The organism is Microvirga sp. VF16, from assembly GCF_016864375.1.
Lineage (GTDB): Bacteria > Pseudomonadota > Alphaproteobacteria > Rhizobiales > Beijerinckiaceae > Microvirga.
Window position 1 is genome coordinate 1,120,239 of sequence record NZ_CP069355.1, and the last position, 20,319, is coordinate 1,140,557.

The 20,319-nt window shown below is 62.6% G+C and carries 18 protein-coding genes and 4 pseudogenes; 5 read left to right on the top strand and 17 right to left on the bottom strand.

Annotated elements, in window-relative coordinates:
* Window positions 1-337 precede the first annotated feature (337 nt).
* Window positions 338-1,432 (top strand): annotated as a pseudogene (locus tag JO965_RS30780) (IS630 family transposase).
* A 16-nt stretch (window positions 1,433-1,448) separates the two neighbouring features.
* On the opposite strand, the gene JO965_RS30785 reads toward JO965_RS30780, so the two are convergent.
* The 8 genes from JO965_RS30785 to JO965_RS30820 form a co-directional block, all read right to left on the bottom strand.
* Window positions 1,449-1,685: a hypothetical protein gene (locus JO965_RS30785; protein WP_203444685.1), complete on the bottom strand. Its 237-nt coding sequence runs from the start codon at window positions 1,683-1,685 to the stop codon at window positions 1,449-1,451.
* A gap of 1,367 nt (window positions 1,686-3,052) precedes the next feature.
* Window positions 3,053-4,306, bottom strand: a complete 1,254-nt coding sequence (locus tag JO965_RS30790) for a calcium-binding protein (RefSeq protein ID WP_203444686.1) — start codon at window positions 4,304-4,306, stop codon at window positions 3,053-3,055.
* A 263-nt stretch (window positions 4,307-4,569) separates the two neighbouring features.
* Window positions 4,570-4,890 (bottom strand): hypothetical protein, encoded by a 321-nt coding sequence (locus JO965_RS30795; protein ID WP_203444687.1) that lies wholly within the window; start codon window positions 4,888-4,890, stop codon window positions 4,570-4,572.
* 296 nt (window positions 4,891-5,186) lie between these two features.
* Window positions 5,187-5,591 carry a DUF2513 domain-containing protein gene (locus tag JO965_RS30800; RefSeq protein WP_203444688.1) on the bottom strand — a complete coding sequence of 135 codons (405 nt, stop codon included), beginning with the start codon at window positions 5,589-5,591 and terminating at the stop codon, window positions 5,187-5,189.
* Window positions 5,592-6,048: 457 nt separating this feature from the next.
* Window positions 6,049-6,894, bottom strand: a complete 846-nt coding sequence (locus JO965_RS30805) for a metal ABC transporter permease (protein WP_305846608.1) — start codon at window positions 6,892-6,894, stop codon at window positions 6,049-6,051.
* Window positions 6,894-7,754, bottom strand: a complete 861-nt coding sequence (locus tag JO965_RS30810) for a metal ABC transporter permease (protein WP_305846609.1) — start codon at window positions 7,752-7,754, stop codon at window positions 6,894-6,896. The genes JO965_RS30805 and JO965_RS30810 overlap by 1 nt, the downstream gene beginning before the upstream one ends.
* Entirely contained in the window at window positions 7,751-8,671 is a 921-nt protein-coding gene (locus JO965_RS30815; protein ID WP_203444690.1) for a manganese/iron ABC transporter ATP-binding protein, read from the bottom strand. The genes JO965_RS30810 and JO965_RS30815 overlap by 4 nt, the downstream gene beginning before the upstream one ends.
* On the bottom strand, window positions 8,668-9,558 hold the full coding sequence (locus JO965_RS30820; protein ID WP_305846602.1) for a metal ABC transporter substrate-binding protein: 891 nt from the start codon (window positions 9,556-9,558) through the stop codon (window positions 8,668-8,670). Before JO965_RS30820 ends, JO965_RS30815 begins: the two co-directional genes overlap by 4 nt.
* Window positions 9,559-9,805: 247 nt before the next feature.
* Between JO965_RS30820 and JO965_RS30825 the strand changes: the two genes are divergently transcribed.
* On the top strand, window positions 9,806-9,964 hold the full coding sequence (locus JO965_RS30825; protein WP_203444692.1) for a hypothetical protein: 159 nt from the start codon (window positions 9,806-9,808) through the stop codon (window positions 9,962-9,964).
* A 289-nt stretch (window positions 9,965-10,253) separates the two neighbouring features.
* Here JO965_RS30825 and JO965_RS30830 read toward each other — a convergent pair whose 3' ends face one another.
* From JO965_RS30830 to tnpA, 8 genes and pseudogenes are all read right to left on the bottom strand, one after another.
* The gene (locus JO965_RS30830; protein ID WP_203444693.1) at window positions 10,254-10,958 is read right to left on the bottom strand and encodes an MIP/aquaporin family protein; all 705 of its coding nucleotides are present in this window, start codon (window positions 10,956-10,958) and stop codon (window positions 10,254-10,256) included.
* Window positions 10,955-11,380, bottom strand: a complete 426-nt coding sequence (gene arsC / locus JO965_RS30835) for an arsenate reductase (glutaredoxin) (protein WP_203444694.1) — start codon at window positions 11,378-11,380, stop codon at window positions 10,955-10,957. Before arsC ends, JO965_RS30830 begins: the two co-directional genes overlap by 4 nt.
* A gap of 9 nt (window positions 11,381-11,389) precedes the next feature.
* A pseudogene (locus tag JO965_RS30840) lies at window positions 11,390-11,934 on the bottom strand (arsenate reductase ArsC).
* Window positions 11,927-12,282, bottom strand: a pseudogene (locus tag JO965_RS30845) (ArsR/SmtB family transcription factor). Before JO965_RS30845 ends, JO965_RS30840 begins: the two co-directional pseudogenes overlap by 8 nt.
* 850 nt (window positions 12,283-13,132) lie before the next feature.
* Window positions 13,133-13,780, bottom strand: coding sequence for an alpha/beta hydrolase (locus tag JO965_RS30850; protein WP_203444695.1), 648 nt, complete (start codon window positions 13,778-13,780; stop codon window positions 13,133-13,135).
* A gap of 5 nt (window positions 13,781-13,785) precedes the next feature.
* Complete coding sequence (locus tag JO965_RS30855; RefSeq protein WP_203444696.1) at window positions 13,786-14,859, bottom strand: alkaline phosphatase D family protein; 1,074 nt, start codon at window positions 14,857-14,859, stop codon at window positions 13,786-13,788.
* An 87-nt stretch (window positions 14,860-14,946) separates the two neighbouring features.
* A complete protein-coding gene (locus tag JO965_RS30860) occupies window positions 14,947-15,102 on the bottom strand; it encodes a hypothetical protein (RefSeq protein ID WP_203444697.1) in 156 nt (51 codons plus the stop codon).
* Between the two features lie 116 nt (window positions 15,103-15,218).
* Window positions 15,219-15,629: an IS200/IS605 family transposase gene (gene tnpA, locus JO965_RS30865; protein ID WP_203444698.1), complete on the bottom strand. Its 411-nt coding sequence runs from the start codon at window positions 15,627-15,629 to the stop codon at window positions 15,219-15,221.
* Window positions 15,630-15,670: 41 nt separating this feature from the next.
* Between tnpA and JO965_RS30870 the strand changes: the two genes are divergently transcribed.
* Window positions 15,671-16,813, top strand: a complete 1,143-nt coding sequence (locus JO965_RS30870; protein WP_203444699.1) for an RNA-guided endonuclease TnpB family protein — start codon at window positions 15,671-15,673, stop codon at window positions 16,811-16,813.
* Between the two features lie 84 nt (window positions 16,814-16,897).
* Here the strand turns inward: JO965_RS30870 and JO965_RS30875 are convergent, their stop codons facing one another.
* Window positions 16,898-19,219, bottom strand: coding sequence for an RNA degradosome polyphosphate kinase (locus JO965_RS30875; RefSeq protein WP_371826911.1), 2,322 nt, complete (start codon window positions 19,217-19,219; stop codon window positions 16,898-16,900).
* A gap of 263 nt (window positions 19,220-19,482) precedes the next feature.
* On the opposite strand from JO965_RS30875, the gene JO965_RS49620 reads away from it, so the two are divergent.
* Both JO965_RS49620 and JO965_RS48340 read left to right on the top strand, forming a co-directional pair.
* Complete coding sequence (locus JO965_RS49620; RefSeq protein WP_371826912.1) at window positions 19,483-19,902, top strand: hypothetical protein; 420 nt, start codon at window positions 19,483-19,485, stop codon at window positions 19,900-19,902.
* 30 nt (window positions 19,903-19,932) lie between these two features.
* Window positions 19,933-20,274, top strand: a pseudogene (locus JO965_RS48340) (UDP-2,3-diacylglucosamine diphosphatase); the annotation flags it as partial.
* Window positions 20,275-20,319: the final 45 nt, after the last annotated feature.

Consider the following 20,319-nt stretch of genomic DNA (forward strand, 5'->3'; position numbering starts at 1 on the left):
ATTGGGAATCTCAACCCTGACCGAGTAACAGAGCACTCTGTTATCCTGCATCGTCGCCCCCATCCTCAATGGACGGGTTCAGTATCACCCCTTGTCCTCCTCCGGAAGATCGCCTGGAGGAGGGATTCAAAAGCATGAGGGCCGAGTTGAGTGAAACCCGCGAGACCCTCATGAAGACCATCAGTGAGGCGGGCAGGGGGCGCTCGTAAGCCCCTTCTCAGCCATTCATTGAACCCAGCATCGGCAGTTCGCGCACAACTAATCCACGGCCACAGGGGAGCTGCGGGATTGGTCGGGTGGGTGTAAACTCGCCTGCTCGGAAGGGAGGGCTGCTCCCATGCTCAAACGCTACCTTGTCGACCTGACCCGCCGCGAGCGTACCGAACTCCTGAGCCTGCTCAACAAAGGCATCACCCCGGCTCGCACACTCACCCGCGCCCGCATCCTGCTCGCCGCCGACGAGCACAAGACCGACGTGCAGATTGCCGAAGCTCTGCATGTCCATCCCGCCACGGTGGAGCGCACCCGCCGTCGCTTTGTCGAAGGCCGATCCGCCCGCGCCCTGCATGAGAAGCCCCGGCCCGGTGGCCGGCCCAAGCTCGATCGCAAGCAGGAGACGTTCCTGGTGGCGCTGGCCTGCAGCAACGCGCCCTCAGGTCGCGGGCACTGGACGATGCAGCTGCTGGCCAACCGTCTGGTCGAACTCGGGGTGGTGGACACCATCAGCGACGAGACGGTGCGCCGCGCGCTCAAAAAACGCATTGAAGCCGTGGCAGCGCAAGCAGTGGTGCATCGCGTCGGTGGGAGCGGACTTTGTCTGGCGCATGGAGGACGTGCTGGATCTGTATGCTAAGCCCTACAGCACGGACCGGCCCGTCGTCTGCTTCGACGAGGTGCCATTTCAGCTGCTCGCCGACACACGCGCGCCCCAACCGGCGGCTCCCGGACGGGCGGCCCGGGTGGACTACGAGTACCGGCGGCAGGGCACGGCCAACCTGTTCGTGTGCTTTGAACCGCTGGCCGGCTGGCGCCACGTGGAGGTGACGTCCCGGCGCACGAACAAAGACTTTGCCGAGCAGATGCGGACGCTCGCGGATGATCATTATCCTGACGCCCCGGTCATTGCGGTGGTGCTGGACAATCTGAGCACCCACTCGCCGGCGGCTCTGTACCAGACCTTCCCACCCGCGGAGGCGCGCCGCCTTGTGAAGCGGCCGGAGTTTCACTACACGCCCAAACACGGCAGCTGGCCGAACTGGAGTTTGCGATCCTCAGCCGCCAATGCTTGGGTCGGCGCCTTCCGGATCGAACGGTGCTCCAACGCGAGATCGCCGCGTGGGAGGCTGAGCGCAACAGGGCCAGAGCCACAGCCCATTGGCGCTTCACGACCGCCCAGGCCCGCACCAAACTGCAGCGCCTCTATCCCGCATGATCCCTGTGGCCAAGGACTAATGCGGGGAGAGGGCATCAAGCGGAATAATATGTACCGTTTGACCTAAGGCATCGACAATCTCGACCCGCCATCCCAGCCACTGACCCAAGTTCGGGGGACTTTGGGCGCGAAGCTCCTCGACGGCTTCCATAGCGGAGACCACGGCGGCTCGGATGCTAGACGCCTCAATGCCATTCTCGTCCTGAATGAACGCGTCCCCATTGGTGAGGTTGAAGTAGTAGCGCGTGGTCATGAGTGGGCTCGACGGGATCTTGGAGAAGAACTCGCCGGCGGGCTGACCTAAATCGCTTCTGAGAGCGACGCAAGGAACGCGCGGCTTGTGGTTCCCTAATCGCGCGGGATGGGAAGCTCAACAGTAAAATATTTCGTAATCGATTACATTGACGAATTTTGATTTCAGTTCACAGAATACAACGGCAATTTTCTTGCGAGGGCCCAAGTTTTTCTCGGCTCTTGTACCGGCCCGAGCCTGATGGTTCCCTCGAATGAGCTCGGATAAGGTTGAACAAATGGCTCCGCCGAGAGTCTTTAGTGGGCGGCTCCGCGCCGCCGTTGCTGATTATCGTTGAGTCAAATGCCCAAAGCGCCATCGAAGATCTCAAAGGACCCTTTCAAGGGGCTGCTTCTACCCGCGGCTGCATGGAGAGCTTTGGAAAAGGCCAATATCACAAGCTTAGCACAGCTTAAGGCCCTGGCCCCTCAGATACACCAGCGCAGAGGCATCGACCCAGAAACCGTCGCCCTGATCAAGGATCGGCTCGAGCGAAGAGCCGCAAAGAGAATTGTCCGGGTGAGATTAGTATTTCCCAAACTGCCTCTCCGCAAAGTCAGTAAGCCAGGCACCAAGAGCCGCGGTGATGTGGTGTCACGGGAGTAGGTCATGCTGAGGGCACGGCACGAAGGGGAAAAGAGATTGCTGGCGGGATCGGACTCCCATTCTCGTCGTGAGCTCGGAAGGGGCGCTGTCAGCGAACGACGCCCGCATTGAGGAAGAGGGAAACAACTATTACGGCGCCGACGACAAGGATAACGGCAGTGGTAATCATAGTTGGCCAGCCAATTCGAGCTTCCCGAGCCAAGCGCTCTGCCACGTCGTGACGCTTCTGATTGAGCGCCGCATTCGTCTCATTGTGTTCGTAAACCATTGCTGCCCCACCGGGATGAGGCATCTCCAGCGAGGTTCGCCAGGTGCGCTCCTATATCTCCAGTCTACGGCAGGCTCAGACCAAGGAAGCAGCCCCTAGGACTTAAGACCTGGGCTTTAGAGAGGTACGTCATGCGGCTGACCTTGGGGCCGCATGGTTGTTGGGCGCCTCAGGCCGTTGAATGCCGGCAAGAATGCGCCGGAAGACTGCGTTGATGGGCGGAAGTACGTCATGCCGAGGGTATGGCGTGAGGGGTGAAGACTCTGCCGCCTTTTACACCCACATGCACTCAGACGGATCAATGTATATGAGCTAACTTCGTGATAAAACGACGTTGTTCGGGCGGCTCAGCATCAGCGTCGAGGCACGTTGCTCTAGAAGAATAATTCGACCTCGCTTGCGCGGCAGCGCTTACCTTGGCAAGGCGAGCGCTGCCATTATCGGACAGCGAAGATCAGAGGATGAAATCGGCCTTGGCGAGGATTCCGACATCCCTGACCAGGACCTCGAAGTCGCTCCTGCCGTCGCCATCGACATCACCTTGAACGATCACATGGTTGCCCAGATCGCGGATGCGAAGCTCGCCGGCCCTGTCCGAGAAAGCATTGGTTCCGATGAACTTGAACCGATTGTTCCCGCTCCGGTCGGTGTTAGCATCGATGGTGCGCAGATCGATGTCGTCCTGTCCCCGATGGAAGTCGAGGACCCGATCCCGCGAGGCGTTTGACCGGCCCGTCTCGTTCACGGCATTGAAATCGAACAGATCGCGACCCGAGTCGCCGGACAGGAAATCGCGCCCCAGGCCGCCGGTGAGAACATCGCGGCCTTCGCCTCCCGCGAGATTATCGGAGCCAGCGCCGCCATCGAGACGGTCGTCGCCGGCATTGCCAAAGAGGAAATCATTGTCGTCGCCGCCAGTCAGAATGTCGTTGCCGAAGCCGCCGCTGATGATGTCGAGACCCGCGCTGCCATTGAGGAGATCGTCACCGGCGCCGCCATCAATGGAGTCGTCCCCGGCGCCACCATCGACGGTGTCATTGCCGTCATTGCCATACAGAGTGTCATTGCCGTCGCCGCCGCTGAGACTGTCAACGCCTGCGCCGCCATCAAGGGAGTCATTGCCAGTGCCACCATCGGCGGTGTCATTGCCGAAGCCGCTGAGCAGACTGTCGTTGCCGTCCCCGCCGGTGAGACTGTCATTGCCGTCCCCGCTCTCGAGGAAGTCGTCTCCGGCGCCGCCACTGGCGGTGTCGTCGCCGAAGCCGCCGAGGAGCCTGTCGTTGCCGTTGCCACCGTCCAGGCTGTCGTTGCCGTTCCCGCCATCAAGGACGTCGTTGCCGTCGCCGCCGAAGAGGCCGGCGACTTGGACTTGACCGCTAAAGCCGGCCACGGCGCCCGACTCATTGCCGCCGCCGCCAGAGAGCACGTCGTCACCGTCCGCGCCGTAAATCGCGTCGGCGCCCCCACCGCCTTCGATAGAATCGTTGCCTGACGGGCCGAACGACGTGAGCACGAACGGATCGATGAGGGTGCCTGCGCCCGAGAAGGTCAGAAAGCCACTGCCGTTCAGAACGTCGTTGCCCTCGCCGCCATAGAGCGCGTTGGCGGTGGCATCGCCTTGGAGAAAATCATTGCCGTCGCCGCCGTAGTAGTTAACGAAACCGCCTGTTTGACTGTTGTCCGCATCGTTGCCGTAGAAGTTCGCCATGATCTCTCTCCGCGCGAATGGAGTGGGTCTGCCCCCCAGGATTCAGGTCAAAGCCGCCATTGAGGCGTGCCGCACGAGTATTATCCTAATGAACCTTTTTTCCTACTGAATTTTTACCATTGTGGGGAGATCATTCCCGGTATGCAGCCATTCGGAATGAGCCGCGACAATCAAGGCGGTACTCCTGCTCAGGCGTCGCATACAATGGCGCCGGCTTCTGACCGTTGTTCATGTCGACCCAGAACCGGGCAAGCCCTGAGGTCTCAACCTCTCTCATCCTTGGGCTTGGTCGGGTTCTGGTTTTTGGCCCGGCGGACCCGTCGCAAGATCGACTTGATATGCTCCTTCACCGCAATCTCGTCGATACCCGGCCTATCGGGAATGCCGCCGTTCTGCTTTCCTGCCAGGATGGAGAGAAGAACCTGTGCTTTTGACGGCAGCAACGTGGACGGGGCGGTGGCCGGCGTGTCAGGCGAGAGGGCATCGCAGATCCGCAGCTTGGCACGCTCACCTTGATTTGGATTGGCGGCGCATATCGGTGCCGCGGCATCGGGAGACCCGATGACTGCCTTACCCTTTGCCATTGCTCCCCCGAGCCCTGTCAATCCAGGATCAATACCTAAGCGCAGGCATCCTCTCCTAGAACAGCCTCGAGTGCTATTGCGATTCAGAGGTCGCGATACCGATTCAGAGGTAACAATGGCTTGGCTGCGTTTCTAGGAATTCGCGGTCCCTTTTTATGGTAAGCGGCCGCGCAACTTAGAGTCCCGGGCTGGCCGTGGCAGAAAATTTTCTTGGGTTCCACAAGAAGTTGTATTTTCACCGGAATTAACATCTGCTCGGTGAGGCCCGCTGGCCCCAAGGCTGGCGAGGCCTTTGCCTATTCGAGGCTGATCCCGAGGCGCTCCTTGATCTCGGCCCGGACATATTCCTTCGCCAAGCCCCACAGCAGATCCACTCCGACACTACCGACCTTGGAAGCTCCCGCTTTGGTCTTGCGCCAGATCTCCGGATCGCGAACGGTGTCTAAGAACTCGTGACCTTGCCAAGTCATTCGGATGCTCGATCCTGCTTGCTGGATCGCACGACCGCTCACCACAGAACCTGGGGTGATGGTAACCTCCGGCCTGCGAACAAATCCTGCATCCTCAAGAATGGCCAAGTGATATGAGACTTCATACCCGGATCGGCCTGCTACTTTGAGCTTGGCGGGATAGATATGTCCGCTGTGGCGTTCCTCGAGGGCAAGCAGCAGATCGCGCACGAGGTCCAGATCCCGTTTCATCTCTGCCCCTGAATAAAACCTGTCCCGGGCATCCAATCCTCAGCAGCGGGTGAGTTTTCGCCCCTCTGTGTGCTCGGCTTCTTGGGGTTAGGGTCCGTCTCGTCCGATATGGAGTTGACCAACTCCCCAAAGGCAACAAGATTCATCCCGACTGCCTCGAGCATCTTGGCCAGGGTCTCCGTGGAGGGCCAACGCTCCCGACCAGCAGCGCTCATGCGCTTTGATTTGTTGAAGGTGGTCGGATCCAAGGCTGCCTTTCTTGCGAGGCCTGAGATGGACAGCACGGATTGCTCTGCCACGAGATCAATGGCTTGCCAAAGCTTCTTATGCGTGAGCATTGCCCTCGTCCAAACGCAGCGACCTATGAATAGCGAAAATGGCCAATGGCAGAGTTCAGGAATCTGTTCAAGGCCGAGGCAGGGCTTGTGTCACAACTGTTCGGGTATTGCCTCGACCGTCACTCCACCGCACGGCTATGGGAAGGAATGACGAACCGACGCTGACGAACGAAGGCCGCAACGAAGGTGGCAGCCATGAGCAGGACGATCGTCGGGGCGGGGGCGCTGTCGATGAAGAAGCTGACATAGACACCGGTGAAGGATGCCACAACGGCAATCAAAACCGACACGATCAGCATCGTCCCGAACCGCTTCGTCAGAAGAAACGCCACCGCGCCCGGCGTGATCAGCAGGGCAATGGTCAGAATGATGCCGGTCGCGGTCAGGGCGCCTACGATTGTCAGGGAGAGCAGGGAAAGGAAGCCGTAGTGCAGAAGCCGCACCGGCAGGCCCATGGCCTGCGCCTGCTGCGGATCGAAGGCATGCAGCAGCAGATCCCGCCACTTCATAGCAATGGTGGCCAGCACAACCGCGGCAATGATCCCGCTCTGCAACAGGTCCGGCCAATCCACGCCGAGCATGTCGCCGAAGAGGATGTGGTCGAGATGCAACTCCGTCTCGACCTTGGTGTAGAGGACGATGCCAAGGCCGAACATGCCGGAGAACACGATGCCCATGACTGTGTCCTCCTTGATGCGGCTGTTCTCCTTCAGATAGCCGGTGGCGAGGGCGCAGACCATGCCCGACCCGAAGGCTCCCACCGCCAGCGGCAGGCCCGCAATGTAGGACAGAACAACGCCAGGCAGCACCGCATGCGAGATCGCGTCTCCCATCAGCGACCAGCCCTTGAGCACCAGGAAGCACGACAGCAGGGCCGCCGGCACCGCGACCAGCATGGCGATCACGAGGGCTTCCCGCATGAAAGAGAAGACGAAGGGCCGAGCAAGCGTGTCGAACAGGCCAATCACGGGCTCGCCTCCGGTGCGGCTCGCATGCGGCGACGGGCGGTGAGCAGCCCATGCTTGGGCGCCAGGACGAAGGCGGTCAGGAAGACCAGCGTCTGCAGGACGATGATGATGCCGCCGGTCGCGCCATCGAGAAAGTAGCTGAGATAGGCTCCGAGGCCGCTTGAAAGCGCGCCGACCGCCACGCTGATCAGGACCAGCCGCGGGAAGCGGTCGGTCAGAAGGTAGGCCGTGGCGCCGGGCGTCACCACCATGGCGATCACCAGGAACGCCCCGACCGTCTGCAGCGCCGCGACCGTGCAGGCGCTGAGCAGAGTGAAGAACAGGATTTTCATAGCAGAGGGATTGATACCGACCGAGCGGGCGTGGTTCTCGTCGAAAAAGGTGACGAGGAGGTCCTTCCACTTCACCAGCAGAATGGCGAGAGACACGCCTGCGATGATGACGAGTTGCAGTGTATCCTCGGGTGTGACCGCCAGAATGTTGCCGAGGACGATGGTCTGGATGTTCACCGAGGTAGGCGACAGCGACACCATGAACAGCCCGAGGCCGAAGAAGGAGGTGAAGATCAGCCCGATGATGGCGTCCTCCTTGAGCTTCGTGCGCTGGTTCAGGAACAGCATGGCGCCGGCCGCCAGTCCGCCCGAGAGGAACGCTCCGACGGAGAAGGGCAGGCCGAGCATGTAGGCGCCAGCCACACCTGGGACGATGGCGTGTGAGAGCGCATCGCCGATCAGCGACCAACCTTTGAGCATCAGATAGGCGGAGAGGAAGGCGCAGACCGCCCCGACGAGGGCGCTCACCCACATGGCGTTGACCATGTAGTCGTAGGAAAACGGCTCAAGGAGCTGGGCCATCAGGTGCGCTCGCTTCCTGCGGCCGGTGGGTTAGCCGTGCTATCCTTGGTCGCATCCGAAGCTTTGTCTGCATAGATGACCAGCGGCCGCTCGTCGTCGGAGATGACATCGACCGAAGCGGCGCCCGCGTGACGGCTGGCGTCGAACACGAAGTGCCGAAGCACGCCGCCAAAAGCCTTTTCCAGGTTGGCCCGCGTGAATACTTCTTCCGTCAGCCCGGCAGCGAGCACGGTCCGGTTCAGCAGCACGGCGCGATCACAGAACTCGGGAACGCTACCGAGATTGTGGGTCGAAACCAGGATCACGCGGCCTTCGTCGCGAAGCCCACGCAGGAGCACGATGATGGCCTCCTCCGTCGTCACATCGACGCCGGTGAAGGGCTCATCCAGGAGAATGACACGGGCATGCTGCGCCAGGGCCCGCGCCAGGAAGACCCGCTTCTTCTGGCCACCCGAGAGCTCGCCGATCTGGCGCTTCCGGAAGGTTGCCATGCCGACGCGCTCCAGCGCCGCGTCCACCGCCTCACGATCCTGGCGCCGGGGCAGGCGCAGCAGGTTCATATGGCCATAGCGGCCCATCATCACCACATCGTCGACCAGAACGGGGAAGTTCCAATCGACATCCTCACTCTGGGGCACATAGGCGACGATATTGCTCTTGAGCGCTTGGGCCACGGAGCCCCCGAGGATCGCGATCGATCCAGTCGTGACGGGGACAAAGCCCATGATAGCCTTGAACAGGGTCGACTTGCCGCTGCCGTTGACTCCCACCAGAGCTGTGATGGTGCCGCGCGGGATCGCAAAGCTCACGTCACGAACAGCTGCATGCCCATTGCGATAGGTGACCGTTGCATCGCTCACGGCAAGACCGGTGCCCAAGGCGCCTGAACGAGGATCTACTCTTTGCATGCAAGCATTCATTCGGTGAGCCCTTTGGCGATGGTCTCCGAGGTAACGCGCAGGAGATCGAGATAAGTCGGCACCGGGCCAGTGGCGTCGCTCAGGGAGTCGACGTAGAGGACACCGCCGTACTTGGCGCCGGTTTCGCGGGCGACCTGCTTGGCCGGATCAGGCGAGATCGTGCTCTCGGAAAACACAACCAGGATGGTGTTGGCACGAACGGCATCGATGACCTTGCGCACCTGCCGTGGCGTGCCCTGCTGATCGGCGTTGATCGGCCAGAGATAGAGCTCTTTCAGGCCGAAGTCGCGGGCGAGATAGCTAAACGCACCCTCGCTTGTCACGAGCCAGCGCCGCGGCTCCGGGATCGTCGCCAGGGTCGACCGGATGGGCGCGACGGTGGCCTGGATTCTGGCCTTGTAGGCCTCCGCATTGGCCCGGTAGGTCTCAGCATTCTTGGGGTCGTGCTGGACGAGCGCATCACGAATGTTGTCGACATAAATCACAGCATCGCTGGGCGACATCCAGGCGTGGGGGTTGGGCTTGCCGGTGTAGGGACCCTCCTGGATTCCCATCGGCTTCACGCCCTCGGACACGACGACACTGGGGACTTCCCTCAGATTGCGGAGGAATTTCTCGAACCAGAGTTCGAGGTTGAGGCCGTTCCACAGGATGAGCTTGGCATCCTGTGCTCTTAGGATGTCGCCTGGCGTTGGCTGGTAGTTGTGGATCTCCGCTCCAGGCTTGGTGATCGACTCCACGATGGCGGCATCGCCGGCCACATTCTGCGCCATGTCGGCGATAACTGTGAATGTCGTGACGACCTTGAACTTGCCCTCTGCTCCTTGAGGGGACGATGGAACGAAGAACACTGTTGCGAGGGCCAGCAGCAAGGAAGCAAGCTTCATTATTGTCTCCATGGTTGGCCCGACGAATAATGCAATTGCAAATTATTTGCAATAAGGCGGCTGAAGCGACCCGCCAACGGGCGGGCAAGAGGATCTTGTTCCGACACGAGACGCCGGCAAACGTTCGAAGCCGCAGAGCAAAAATAAAGCCTGGCAATTGATCGAGAACGCCATCGGCCGGCGGAAACGGACCGAACCAAAGGACACGTTATGCCGGTGACCCAGACGCCTGAAAGGAGTCACTGACATGAGCCACCTCACAGCGCTGATCGGCTTCCTGATCCTGGGCGGTGTTTCGGTTGGCGCTGCGTCAGACGAAGGGGCTGATTGGCTCGCTCCTCCACCTCCGCGGTATGGTTTCCGCACCGACGATGCGGGACGCTGTGATTCTGCAGCACGCCAGTGACGTTTTCATCTCTGCCACAGCAGCTGCCAGCGTACGGCCGTCATATGGATTGCCGTGCTTCGCGTGCGGCCTTCCGACCGCACATGACCCAGAGCCAATGCGGATCGCTACTCGTCCATTGCGATGGACTTGCACCATCTACTCCTTGCCGGTCTCCCGGCGCACTCTTGCGCCGACCCCATTGATGTCTGCGCCAGTGAGCTGAGCCTTCATGCTGCGGGATCATTGCTGCGGTCGACAGTGACCGTGTCATGGCGAGCCTGCAGAGGATAAACTCATGCAGGGCGACTCACTCGCGAGCCGCAGTCTTCTTTGCAGAAGGAGCACGCTGTGCCTTTATCAGCCAGCGCACCAGTCCCAAGGCGGCGAGGGCTCCGAGAACCTGCGCGACGATGAACATCGGCACGTTGCTGGGCGCGATCCCGGCAAAGGTATTCGTCAGGGCACGGGCGATCGTCACGGCCGGATTGGCGAAGGAGATTGAGGCGGTGAACCAATAAGCGGCCGTGATGTAGAGCCCGACCGCATAGGGGATCGCCTCGATCCGGAAGCGGACGACGGTGAGGATCGTCATGAGCAATCCGAAGGTGGCGACGGCTTCGGCGAACCACTGTGCCGGGCCGGTCCGGGCCTTCGCGGCGAGTTGGAGCAGCGGCAGGTCGAACATGCCATGGGCCACCAGCGTGCCGAGGCAGCCACCGACGATCTGGGCCACGGTATAGGAGCCGACCTCGGGCCAGGGCAGGGCGCGGGTGAGGCACATGACGAGCGAAACAGCGGGGTTGAAGTGGGCGCCGGAGATCGGCCCGAGGCCAAGGATCAGCACGACCAGGATCGCTCCGGTCGGGATCGTGTTGCCGAGCAGCGCCAGGGCCATGTTCCCGCCGGCGAGCCTGTCGGCCATGATCCCGGAGCCGACGACGGTGGCGACCAGCAGGCCGGTCCCGAGCGCCTCGGCGGCGAGGCGCTGCGTGGGCGGAAAGGTGGCGGTCATGCGCTCGCCACCCGCCGCCCGTGCTCGTCGACCACGCGCTCGCCATCCTCCTTGACGAACTCGGCCTGCTGCGGCGACAGGAGGTCTAGGACCTCTTCGGACGGGCGGCACAGGCGCACGCCCTTCGGCGTGACGACGATCGGGCGGTTGATCAGGATCGGGTGCGCCGTCATGGCGTCGAGGAGCTGGTCGTCCGTCAGGGACGGATCGTCGAGGCCGAGGTCCTTGTAAGGGGTGCCCTTCTCGCGGATGACGTCACGGACCGGGACGCCCATCCGGTCGATGAGCTGGCGCAGCAGGAGCCGGGTCGGCGGGGTCTTCAGGTACTCGATGACGTGCGGCTCGATGCCGGCATTGCGGATCATGGCCAGCGTGTTGCGGGACGTGCCGCAGTCCGGGTTGTGGTAGATGATGACGTCCATGAAAAAGCCTCAGGCCTGGCGGCGGTCGAAGGGGAGGACGGAAGCGGGAGTTGCGCCCTCGAGGCGGCCGATGTCGCGCAGGTGATGGGTGAGGGCGATCTGGTCGAGGCTGGCCATCGGCAGGGCCAGGAACACGGAGAGCCGGTTCTTCAGGAACTTGAAGGCCTGGACGAAGGCGCGCTCCTTCTCGATGTCGGGACCTTCGACGGCGGCGGGATCCTCGATGCCCCAGTGGGCAGAGGCCGGGTGGCCGGACCAGACCGGACAGGCCGCGCCCGCGGCGTTGTCGCAGACGGTGAACACCAAATCCATGGCGGGGCGTCCGGCTTCACGAACTCCTCCCAGCTCTTCGATCGGTAGCCCTGCGAGGGGTAGTCGAAGCTGTCGACGACCTTGAGCACGAACGGGTTGACCCGGCCCTTGGGCGTGCTTCCCGCCGAGAAGGCGTTGAAGCGTCCGGCGCCGTCCTTGCGCAGGATGCCCTCGGCCATGATCGAGCGGGCGGTGTTGCCCGTGCACAGGAACAGCACGTTGTAGGGGCGATGGTCAGCCATCGGCTTTCTCCTTCGGAGGGCAGCAGGGGGTCAGCGCGTCGACGAGCGGGGCGCACACATCCGGGTGCCGCCGCAGCAGTCCCGGAGCAGGAAGGTCACGACCTCCCGCAGGCGGTCGAGGTCGGCCCGGTAGATGATCGAGCGGCTGCGGCGCTCCGAGCGGACGAGCCCCGCCCGGGAGAGGATCCCAAGATGGGAAGACATCGTGTTGTGCGGGACCGTCAGCTCCCGGGCAATGTCGCCGGCCGGAAGCCCATCCGGCTCATCCTTCACCAGCAGCCGAAACACGTCCAGGCGGGTCGGTTGGGCGAGGGCTGCGAGGGCGAGGATTACGAACCCCGATTCCATGCGTCGAGACCTATAGACGTATTTTCGCCCAGTCAAGAGGCGCGATGTCCCAGAACCCGGATCATCGCCCCTGCTTGAAGCCAAGCTCTTGAAGGGGAATTCCCAAGGCAGCCAACCTGATGCTGGCCCAGCGGACGAGGATTCGACCGCGGGCGTTTACCGACCAATCCTGCTATGCACCGCAGGCGTCGCCTGGACCACGGGGTGAATGAAGTCTGTGCCGCGGCGCAACTGCTTTGGGCCAACCGTCGATGATATGCTAGGTTATATTCCTGTCATGCGAGTGGCGTACACGATCCCGCATCCCCAGCGGTGGAGAAAGCCGTGGAAGGCCTCACCGAACCAAACCTGAGCGAATTGCTCAGAGAGCCCATCGTGCGGCAGCTGATGGCCCGCGACGGAACGTCCGAGCGTCAGGTGCGGGCCATCGCCCTTCGTGCTCGACGCCGCTTGGAGCACCAGCGCAGACAGGTTGCGGCCGATTGCTCTCTAGCACTCTCGCAAATGCCGGCCACGCTCAAGAATCGAGAATGTCAGATTTGACGGTGTCGCCAGTCTGGGACTCACCCAAAATCGCTCCCCCGGATTCACCCTTCCGGTGTCCCACGACGATCGCAGTCGCAGAGGGTTGCAGGAACTGTGCCTCAGGAGCAGTTCACCCAATGGAAGCTGGGCTGCTCCCTTGGCCTTTCGTTTGGCGGCGGCGTCTCTTCGTCACGAGCCCTGCGGATTAAGGGAGGCGAGAAAGGTCTCGACCGCCGGCAGCCCGCCGGGCGCCAGCAGCGTGGTATGGCCTGCACCCTCGACTCTGACGAAGCGTTTCGGCGTGGGGGCTGCCTGGTAGAGCGCTTCACCATATCGGATCGGGATATCCTGGTCCTCGCTGCCATGCAGCACGAGGAGCGGCACCTTGATCCGGCCGACGAGGTCGATCGAACGGGTACCGGTCCGCGGCAATCGCAGCCGCCGTCGTGTAGGGGGCATCGAGGATGAGACCGGCGGCCCGGATCTCGGTCGCCAGCCGCACCGCGACCCCGCTGCCGAGGGACACACCGAAGAGCACGACGCGGGCGGGCGGAATTCGGCTCGTGAGCCAAGCATAGGCCGTGCGGGCATCCGTGTGCAGGCCCGCCTCATGGGGCCGGCCGGTCGAGCCCCAGAAGCCCCGGTACGCCACCATCAGGATCCCGTGCCCTGTCGCGCCCAGGCGCTTTGCCCGCTCGCGACGGGTGTTGGCGGGATCGTCGTTGCCAGGAAGGTAGAGGATTGCCATCTTGCCCGCTTCGGGCGCCTTCCACCAGACGACCAGGCGCTCCCCGTCCGGAGTGTCGAGGCGCAGCGTCTCGAAGCCAGTCACATCCGCCGTGATGCTCGCGACCGGCCGGCCGGCCGCGGGATAGAGCAGCCGGTCCTGCGCGAGGTAGAGGGTGCCGACGAGACCGGCATAGAGCGCCGCCAGCGCGAGAGCGCCCCGGACAAGGCCCCGGCCAGGCCGCATCGCGCCTAGCGGGCGGGCTCAGGCGTGCGCAGGTCGGCGAGCCTGACGCTCGTGCGCCGCACCACCTCGCCGGCCTCGTTGCGCAGCGACAGCGCCACCTCGCCCTCCCACCAATCGACATCCACGGTGCCGAAGTTCGCCGCGCCGTAGACGGCGCCGAGGCGGTTCGGGCCTGCCTCGCGGTTGCCGGGGAAGACCTGGTTGAGACCGCTCGCGGTGATCTCGACGAGCGGGTAGGGGGTGCTGTTCGTCTCGCGGTAGAGGCCGCCGACATGCCGGTCGCCCGAGATGAACACCACGCCGTTCGCGCCGGTCTCACGCACGAGATCGTAGAGGTGCTGGCGCTCGCGCGGGAAGTTGCCCCAGCGCTCCCAGCCGTGGCCCTCCGCCACAACCTGAACCGAGGACACGATGAGGCGCAACTCCGCGGGCTCCCGCAGGCGATCGGCGAGCCATTGCCACTGCTCGGCGCCGAGCATGGTCTTGGTGGGATCGTCATCCGGCAGGTAGCGCTCCTTGCCGGGCGCGTTGCGCGCGTCGGTAGGCTTCAGAGGCGAGCGGAAGAAGCGGGTGTCGAGCAGGATCACCTGCACCCGCTGCCCCTCCGGGCCGAAGGTCTGGGCATGATAGACGCCATCGCGGGTGTGGCGCGGATCCGACCGGGGCACATCCCAGAACTGGAGGAAGAGCCGTTGCGCCGCGTGCCGGCCGGCGAAATCCGCGCCTGCGTCGTTTTTGCCGTAGTCGTGATCGTCCCAGGTCGCCAGAGTGGGGATGGTCGTCCGCAGGCGCATGAGGCCGGGTAGCTTCGAGGCTTGGAGGTAGGACTCCTGCAGGCTGGCGATGAGGTCTTCGTCCGGCACATTCCGGCCATTGCGCACATCGCCGTACACGTTGTCGCCGGCAAACAGAAACAGCTCTGGCCGATAGGCCATGACCGCGTCCCAGATCGGTTGCGGCTTCTCCTCATCGGCACAGGAGCCAAAGGCAATCCGGGTCAAGGGAGCTGGCGCGCCCTGCGCCCAGAGTTGCCCCGGCAGCAGCCATGCCAGCAGGATTGTCAGGAGGAGACGGGGCATCAAAGCTCTCTCATGTTCGGATGCGCGCGTCCCAATCTACCCATCAGCTGTGACAACCAGAAGAATGATCTGCGGGCTAGGAGCTCTTCAGAGGCAGCCTGTCACAAGCTGCCGCAGGATCCCGCGAAGGCGATCGAAGCTGATCCTCAGTCGGGTGTCCCAGCCTCGGGTATAGGCGCCAGTCGGAAGAGCTGCCGTGACCAGCAGAGCGGAGGCACTCAGAAGCAAGATCCCAATGCTCATGGCGGGTGTCCGATGATGGAGCCGCAACAAGCCTTGGCTGACCCAGCTGGACTTTAGCAGATTTTGCGCCGAAAGCCCTCTCCGTTGAGGGAGAGGATGTAGAGGCGCACGCGGCGTCAGCCGCGTCCCTGGTTTTCGATGTATGCCTTGAGGACTTCCAGAGGTGCTCCACCGACCGATCCGGCGAAGTAGCTCGGCGACCACAGCACGCCCCGGCTCTTCCGGACGGACCAGAAGGCATTGATATCAGGGCACTCCTGCTTCAGCCTGCGGCTCGACACGCCCTTGAGGCTGTTGACCAGCTCCGACAGCCGGACCTTCGGCGGGTAGACGACCAGCAGGTGCACATGGCCCGCCTCGCCGTTGAATTCCCGCAGTTCTACCTCGAAGTCCGCACACACCGACGCAAAGATCTCACGCAGGCGCACGAGATGTTCCGCCAGCAGCACCTTGCCGCGCCGCTTGGTCGTGAAGACCAGGTGCGCATGGAGTGCCGCAACCACGTGGCGGCCAGTCCTGATGTCCATAGACCGACGGTATGCCCGACATCCCTTACGAGCAAAGGTGCATGTGCACCGAAGACCAACCCTGCTACAAGACCTTCAGCTTCCGCGTCAAGGACGCGAAGGGCCTGGTCGTGCTCGGCAACGGCGTCAACACGGTCTGGAACTACGCCAACGAGGTCTCCGGCAAGTCAGCCCAGCGCGGCAGGCGCTGGGTCACCAAGAAGCAGCTCCGCGACCTGACCAAGGGCTCCAGCAAGGAGTTGGGCCTCCCTTCGCAGGTCATCCAAGAGGTCATCGACGAGTTCATCGACAAGCGCGCCCAAGCCGGGAAACCCCGCCTGCGCTGGCGGGCGAGTCGCGGCCCGCGGCGCGCCCTTGGCTGGATTCCCTTCACCAACCAGGACATCGAGATCGAAGGTTCCGTCGTGTCCCTGCGCGGCAGGAAGTTCAGGCTGTGGAAGCACCGCCAGATCGACGGTAGGATCAAGTCCGGGAACTTCTCGCAGGACGCCCGCGGCCGCTGGTACTGCAACATCGTTTGCGAGGTCGCGCGGAGCACCACGAACCGCACGGCCGTGGTCGGTTTCGACCTCGGCCACAAAACCCTGGCCAAGGGGTCCGACGGGACCGAGCTGGAGCAGGCGCGGTTCTACCGCGACATGGAGAAGAAGCTCGCCGATGCCGAACGGCGCGGCAAGACGCGGCTGGTCAAGACGATCAACGCCAAGGTCAAGAACAGACGAAAGGACACCTTCCACAAGTTCACACGTGAAGTCGTCGACCGCTCAGGCGCGGTCTTCGTGGGCAACATCTCATCCGCATGGCAGGTCGCTTCCGGCAACGGAAAGGCGACGCATGACGCGAGCTGGTCCATGCTGCGAAGCTTCTTCGGTTACAAATGCGATCACGCAGGAGTGGCCTTCGCCGAGGTGAACGAGGCCTACACCACCCAGACCTGCTCGTGCTGCAAGGCCCTGACCAGGCCGAAGGGCGAGCAGGACCTGGACATCAGGCAATGGACCTGTTGCGAGTGCGGCGCGGAACACGACCGCGACCGGAACGCCGCGACCAACATTGCCCGCCTCGGGTGCGAGGCGCTGGGCCTGCAATGGCCCAGAAGCCCCAGCGTTCACGCTGGGGAGGCATCACGTTCGGTGCCAGGACATCCACATGACACTGCTGCGAAGTGCATTAGGCGGTACTGACCCGGATTGATCAACCTGGATGCCCGCTCGGTGTTAGATAGTAGGGCTTGAGCCCCTTGCGTCCGGTGCTCCACCCTCCCGGCTCTAGTCACATTTCCCGAGCGCTTTGGGACTGGAGGTCTTGAGGGATTTGCCACGGCCCGACAGACTTGGGTTCGTCATGAAATACTTGTGAGCGTTGAATGGTTCCTCACCCTTGGCCGGCACGACCCGGTGGCTCGTGCCGTCGGGAAGGACATTCCAGCTCTGCTCGTTGTCGAGCAGGTTGGCGAGCATGATCTGGTCCAGCACCTGCTGGTGCACCGTGGTATTGACGATCGGCATCAGCGCCTCGACGCGCCGGTCGAGATTGCGCGACATGAGATCGGCCGACGAGATGTAGACATGCGCCTTCGGATTGGGCAGTGCCTGCCCGTTACCGAAGGCATAAATGCGCGTGTGCTCCAGGAAGCGTCCGACGATGGACTTGACCCGGATGTTCTCCGACAGCCCCTTGATGCCAGGCCTGAGGCAGCAGATGCCGCGCACGATCAGATCGACCTGCACCCCCGCCGCACTCGCATCGTAGAGCGCATCGATGATCTCAGGGTCGGTGAGAGAGTTGCACTTGCCCCAGATCGCTGCCGGACGTCCAGCCTTAACATGGGCTACCTCCTCGTCGATGTGCTCGAGCAGGCGCTGCTTGAGGGTCAGGGGCGAAACCGCCATGCGCTCCAGCTCCGCCGGTTCGGCGTAGCTTGTCACGAAGTTGAAGATGCGCGATACGTCCCGGCCGATCACGGGATCGGCGGTGAAGTAGGACAGGTCGGTATAGATGCGCGCGGTGATCGGGTGGTAGTTGCCCGTGCCCACATGGCAATAGGTGATGAGCTGGCTGCCTTCGCGGCGCACGACCATCGACAGTTTCGCGTGTGTCTTCAGCTCGATGAAGCCGAAGACCACCTGCGCGCCGGCGCGCTCGAGATCGCGCGCCCAGCGGATATTGGCCTCCTCGTCGAAGCGCGCCTTCAGCTCCACGAGGGCCGTGACGGACTTGCCCGCTTCGGCCGCTTCCGCGAGGGCCGCGACGATGGGGGAATCGGATGAGGTGCGGTAGAGCGTCTGCTTGATCGCCACGACGTTCGGATCACGCGCTGCCTGACGCAGGAACTGCACCACCGCGTCGAAGGATTCGTAGGGGTGATGGACGATGATGTCCTTCTCGCGGATCGCCGCGAAGCAATCGCCGCTATGCTCGCGGATACGCTCGGGGAAGCGCGGATTGTAGGGCTTGAACTTGAGGTCCGGACGATCCAGCGCGACGAGTTGACTCAGCTCGTTCAGGGCAAGCAAGCCCTCCACGGCGAACACCTCATGATTAGAGATTTCGAGCTCCTCGGCCACGAAGAGACGCAGGTCCTCGGGCATCGCCGCTTCGACCTCCAGACGGATCACGCTGCCGCGACGGCGCTGCTTGAGCGCGGTCTCGAACAGCCGCACCAAATCCTCGGCCTCTTCCTCCACTTCGATATCGGAATCGCGGATCACGCGGAACGCGCCCTGCCCCTGCACCTCGTAGCCCGGGAACAGGCGGCTCGTGTAAAGCACGATCATCTGTTCCAGCGCGATGAAGCGGGTGGCGCCCGTTTCCGCGAAATCCGGCAGGCGGATGAAGCGCTCCACTTTGCCGGGCAGGCGAACGAGCCCATTGCGGAGTTTGCCATCACTTTGCCGGCTGAGCTGGAGCGCAATCGACAGGCCGAGATTGGGAATGAACGGGAACGGGTGGGCTGGATCAACAGCGAGCGGCGTCAGCACTGGGAAGACGTGGTTGAGGAAGTAATCCTCGAGCCAGGAGGCCTCCGCTTTCGTGAGCCCCGTCCCCTCGGTGAGGACGATGCCCTCTTCAAGCAAGGCATCCCGGAGTTCCTGCCAGCGCCGATGCTGCTCAGAGGCAAGCTTTGACACCTCGGTGCCAATCCGGATGAGTTGCTCCCGGGGCGAAAGACCATCCCGGGACAGCAGGGTCACGCCGGAGCGCACTTGACCGACCAGGCCCGCGACGCGGACCATGAAGAACTCGTCAAGATTATTGGCGGAGATGGACAGAAAGCGCAGCTGCTCGAGGAGCGGGTGGCTCCCATTCGATGCCTCCTCCAGAACCCGGCGGTTGAACTGGAGCCAGGAGATCTCCCGGTTGATGAAGCGCTCAGGAGAGTGACGTAGGGCGATCCCGTTAGGACGCGGTCTGATGGAGATCGAAGCCGCCGGGCTTTGCGCCTCAGGCTCGACCACCTTTATGACGGCGCGTTCTGGGCTGTCTGGCGTGCTGCCGGCTCCACCCAACGCAGCTTCTGTGCGTGCGGAGCGACGCCGTTGCGTGGTTTCGGTGGCAGGCTGATCGCGGCTGGGTGATAGCGGCTTCACAACGAAATCCTCGGTCTCGCCAGAATTGAACACACGATACCACGCCCATAGGACGGTTGCGTGAAACGCCTACTGAAATCCCGCATGCCGCTGCAATGCACCGCTTGCTCAGGTCCCTGCCGAGGTTCAACGACAGCGTGGAACGCGCTCCGCCGAACCCAGTCCTTGGGCTTAGAGGAGGCACAGGTCGAGGAGCGTGGAATCGAACTGTCATACAACCGTCACATCTTCGTTGGGGCATCGTTCTAGTCCTTCGGGCTGACATGGAACGCTACTACTTCAATCTGAGCGATGGACGTCGCTGGTACCGTGATTGCACGGGTGTCGCGTTGGATTGCCCGGCTGCGGCGCGGCAGCATGCGCTTCAGGATGCACGGGCCCTGCTGCAGAGTTGGATGGCTTGGAGCGGGCTCCATTGGCGCCTGGTGGTGCATGACAGCGGTGGGACGGTCGTGTGCAGCCTGAGCCTGGCGGAAGCTGCCGTTCTGGAAATTCAGGCACCCTGTCAGGGCAAGATCGAGCCGACTGGAGCTGCTGAGAGGCCCCGTCGACGCACCTCGCAGATTTTCCAATCTGGCCGCAAGCAATCAGCAGTTCGCCGCCAGGATCAGACAGAATGTGGTCCACTCTGCACTGTTTCGGGTGTCACAGGACTGCGACACGAGCCGCATAATGATGGCTGATCCAATGGCGAGTGACCCACATGGCCGGCGATCACACATCGATATCGTACTCTTGTCATCTCCGACTTGCATCTCGGGACAAAGGGCTGCCAGAGCGAGACCCTTCTTGATCTCCTCCGTCAGGTCGACGTGGGCACGATCTAGCTCGTCGGCGACATCGTTGACGGCTGGCGACTGAAATCGAGTTGGTATTGGCCCCAGGAACACAATGACGTCGTTCAGAAACTCCTCCGCAAGGTGCACAGGGGAGGTCGTCTTGTGTACATCCCAGGCAACCACGACGAGTTTCTGCGCGATTTTCTCAATACTCATCGCGGCGGTATCGAGATCGCCGAGAGTGCGATTCATCAGACCGCCGATGGCCGGCGCTTCTCGAAAACCGATGACGCCCTGACCGGATTTCAAGGACGGCATGCC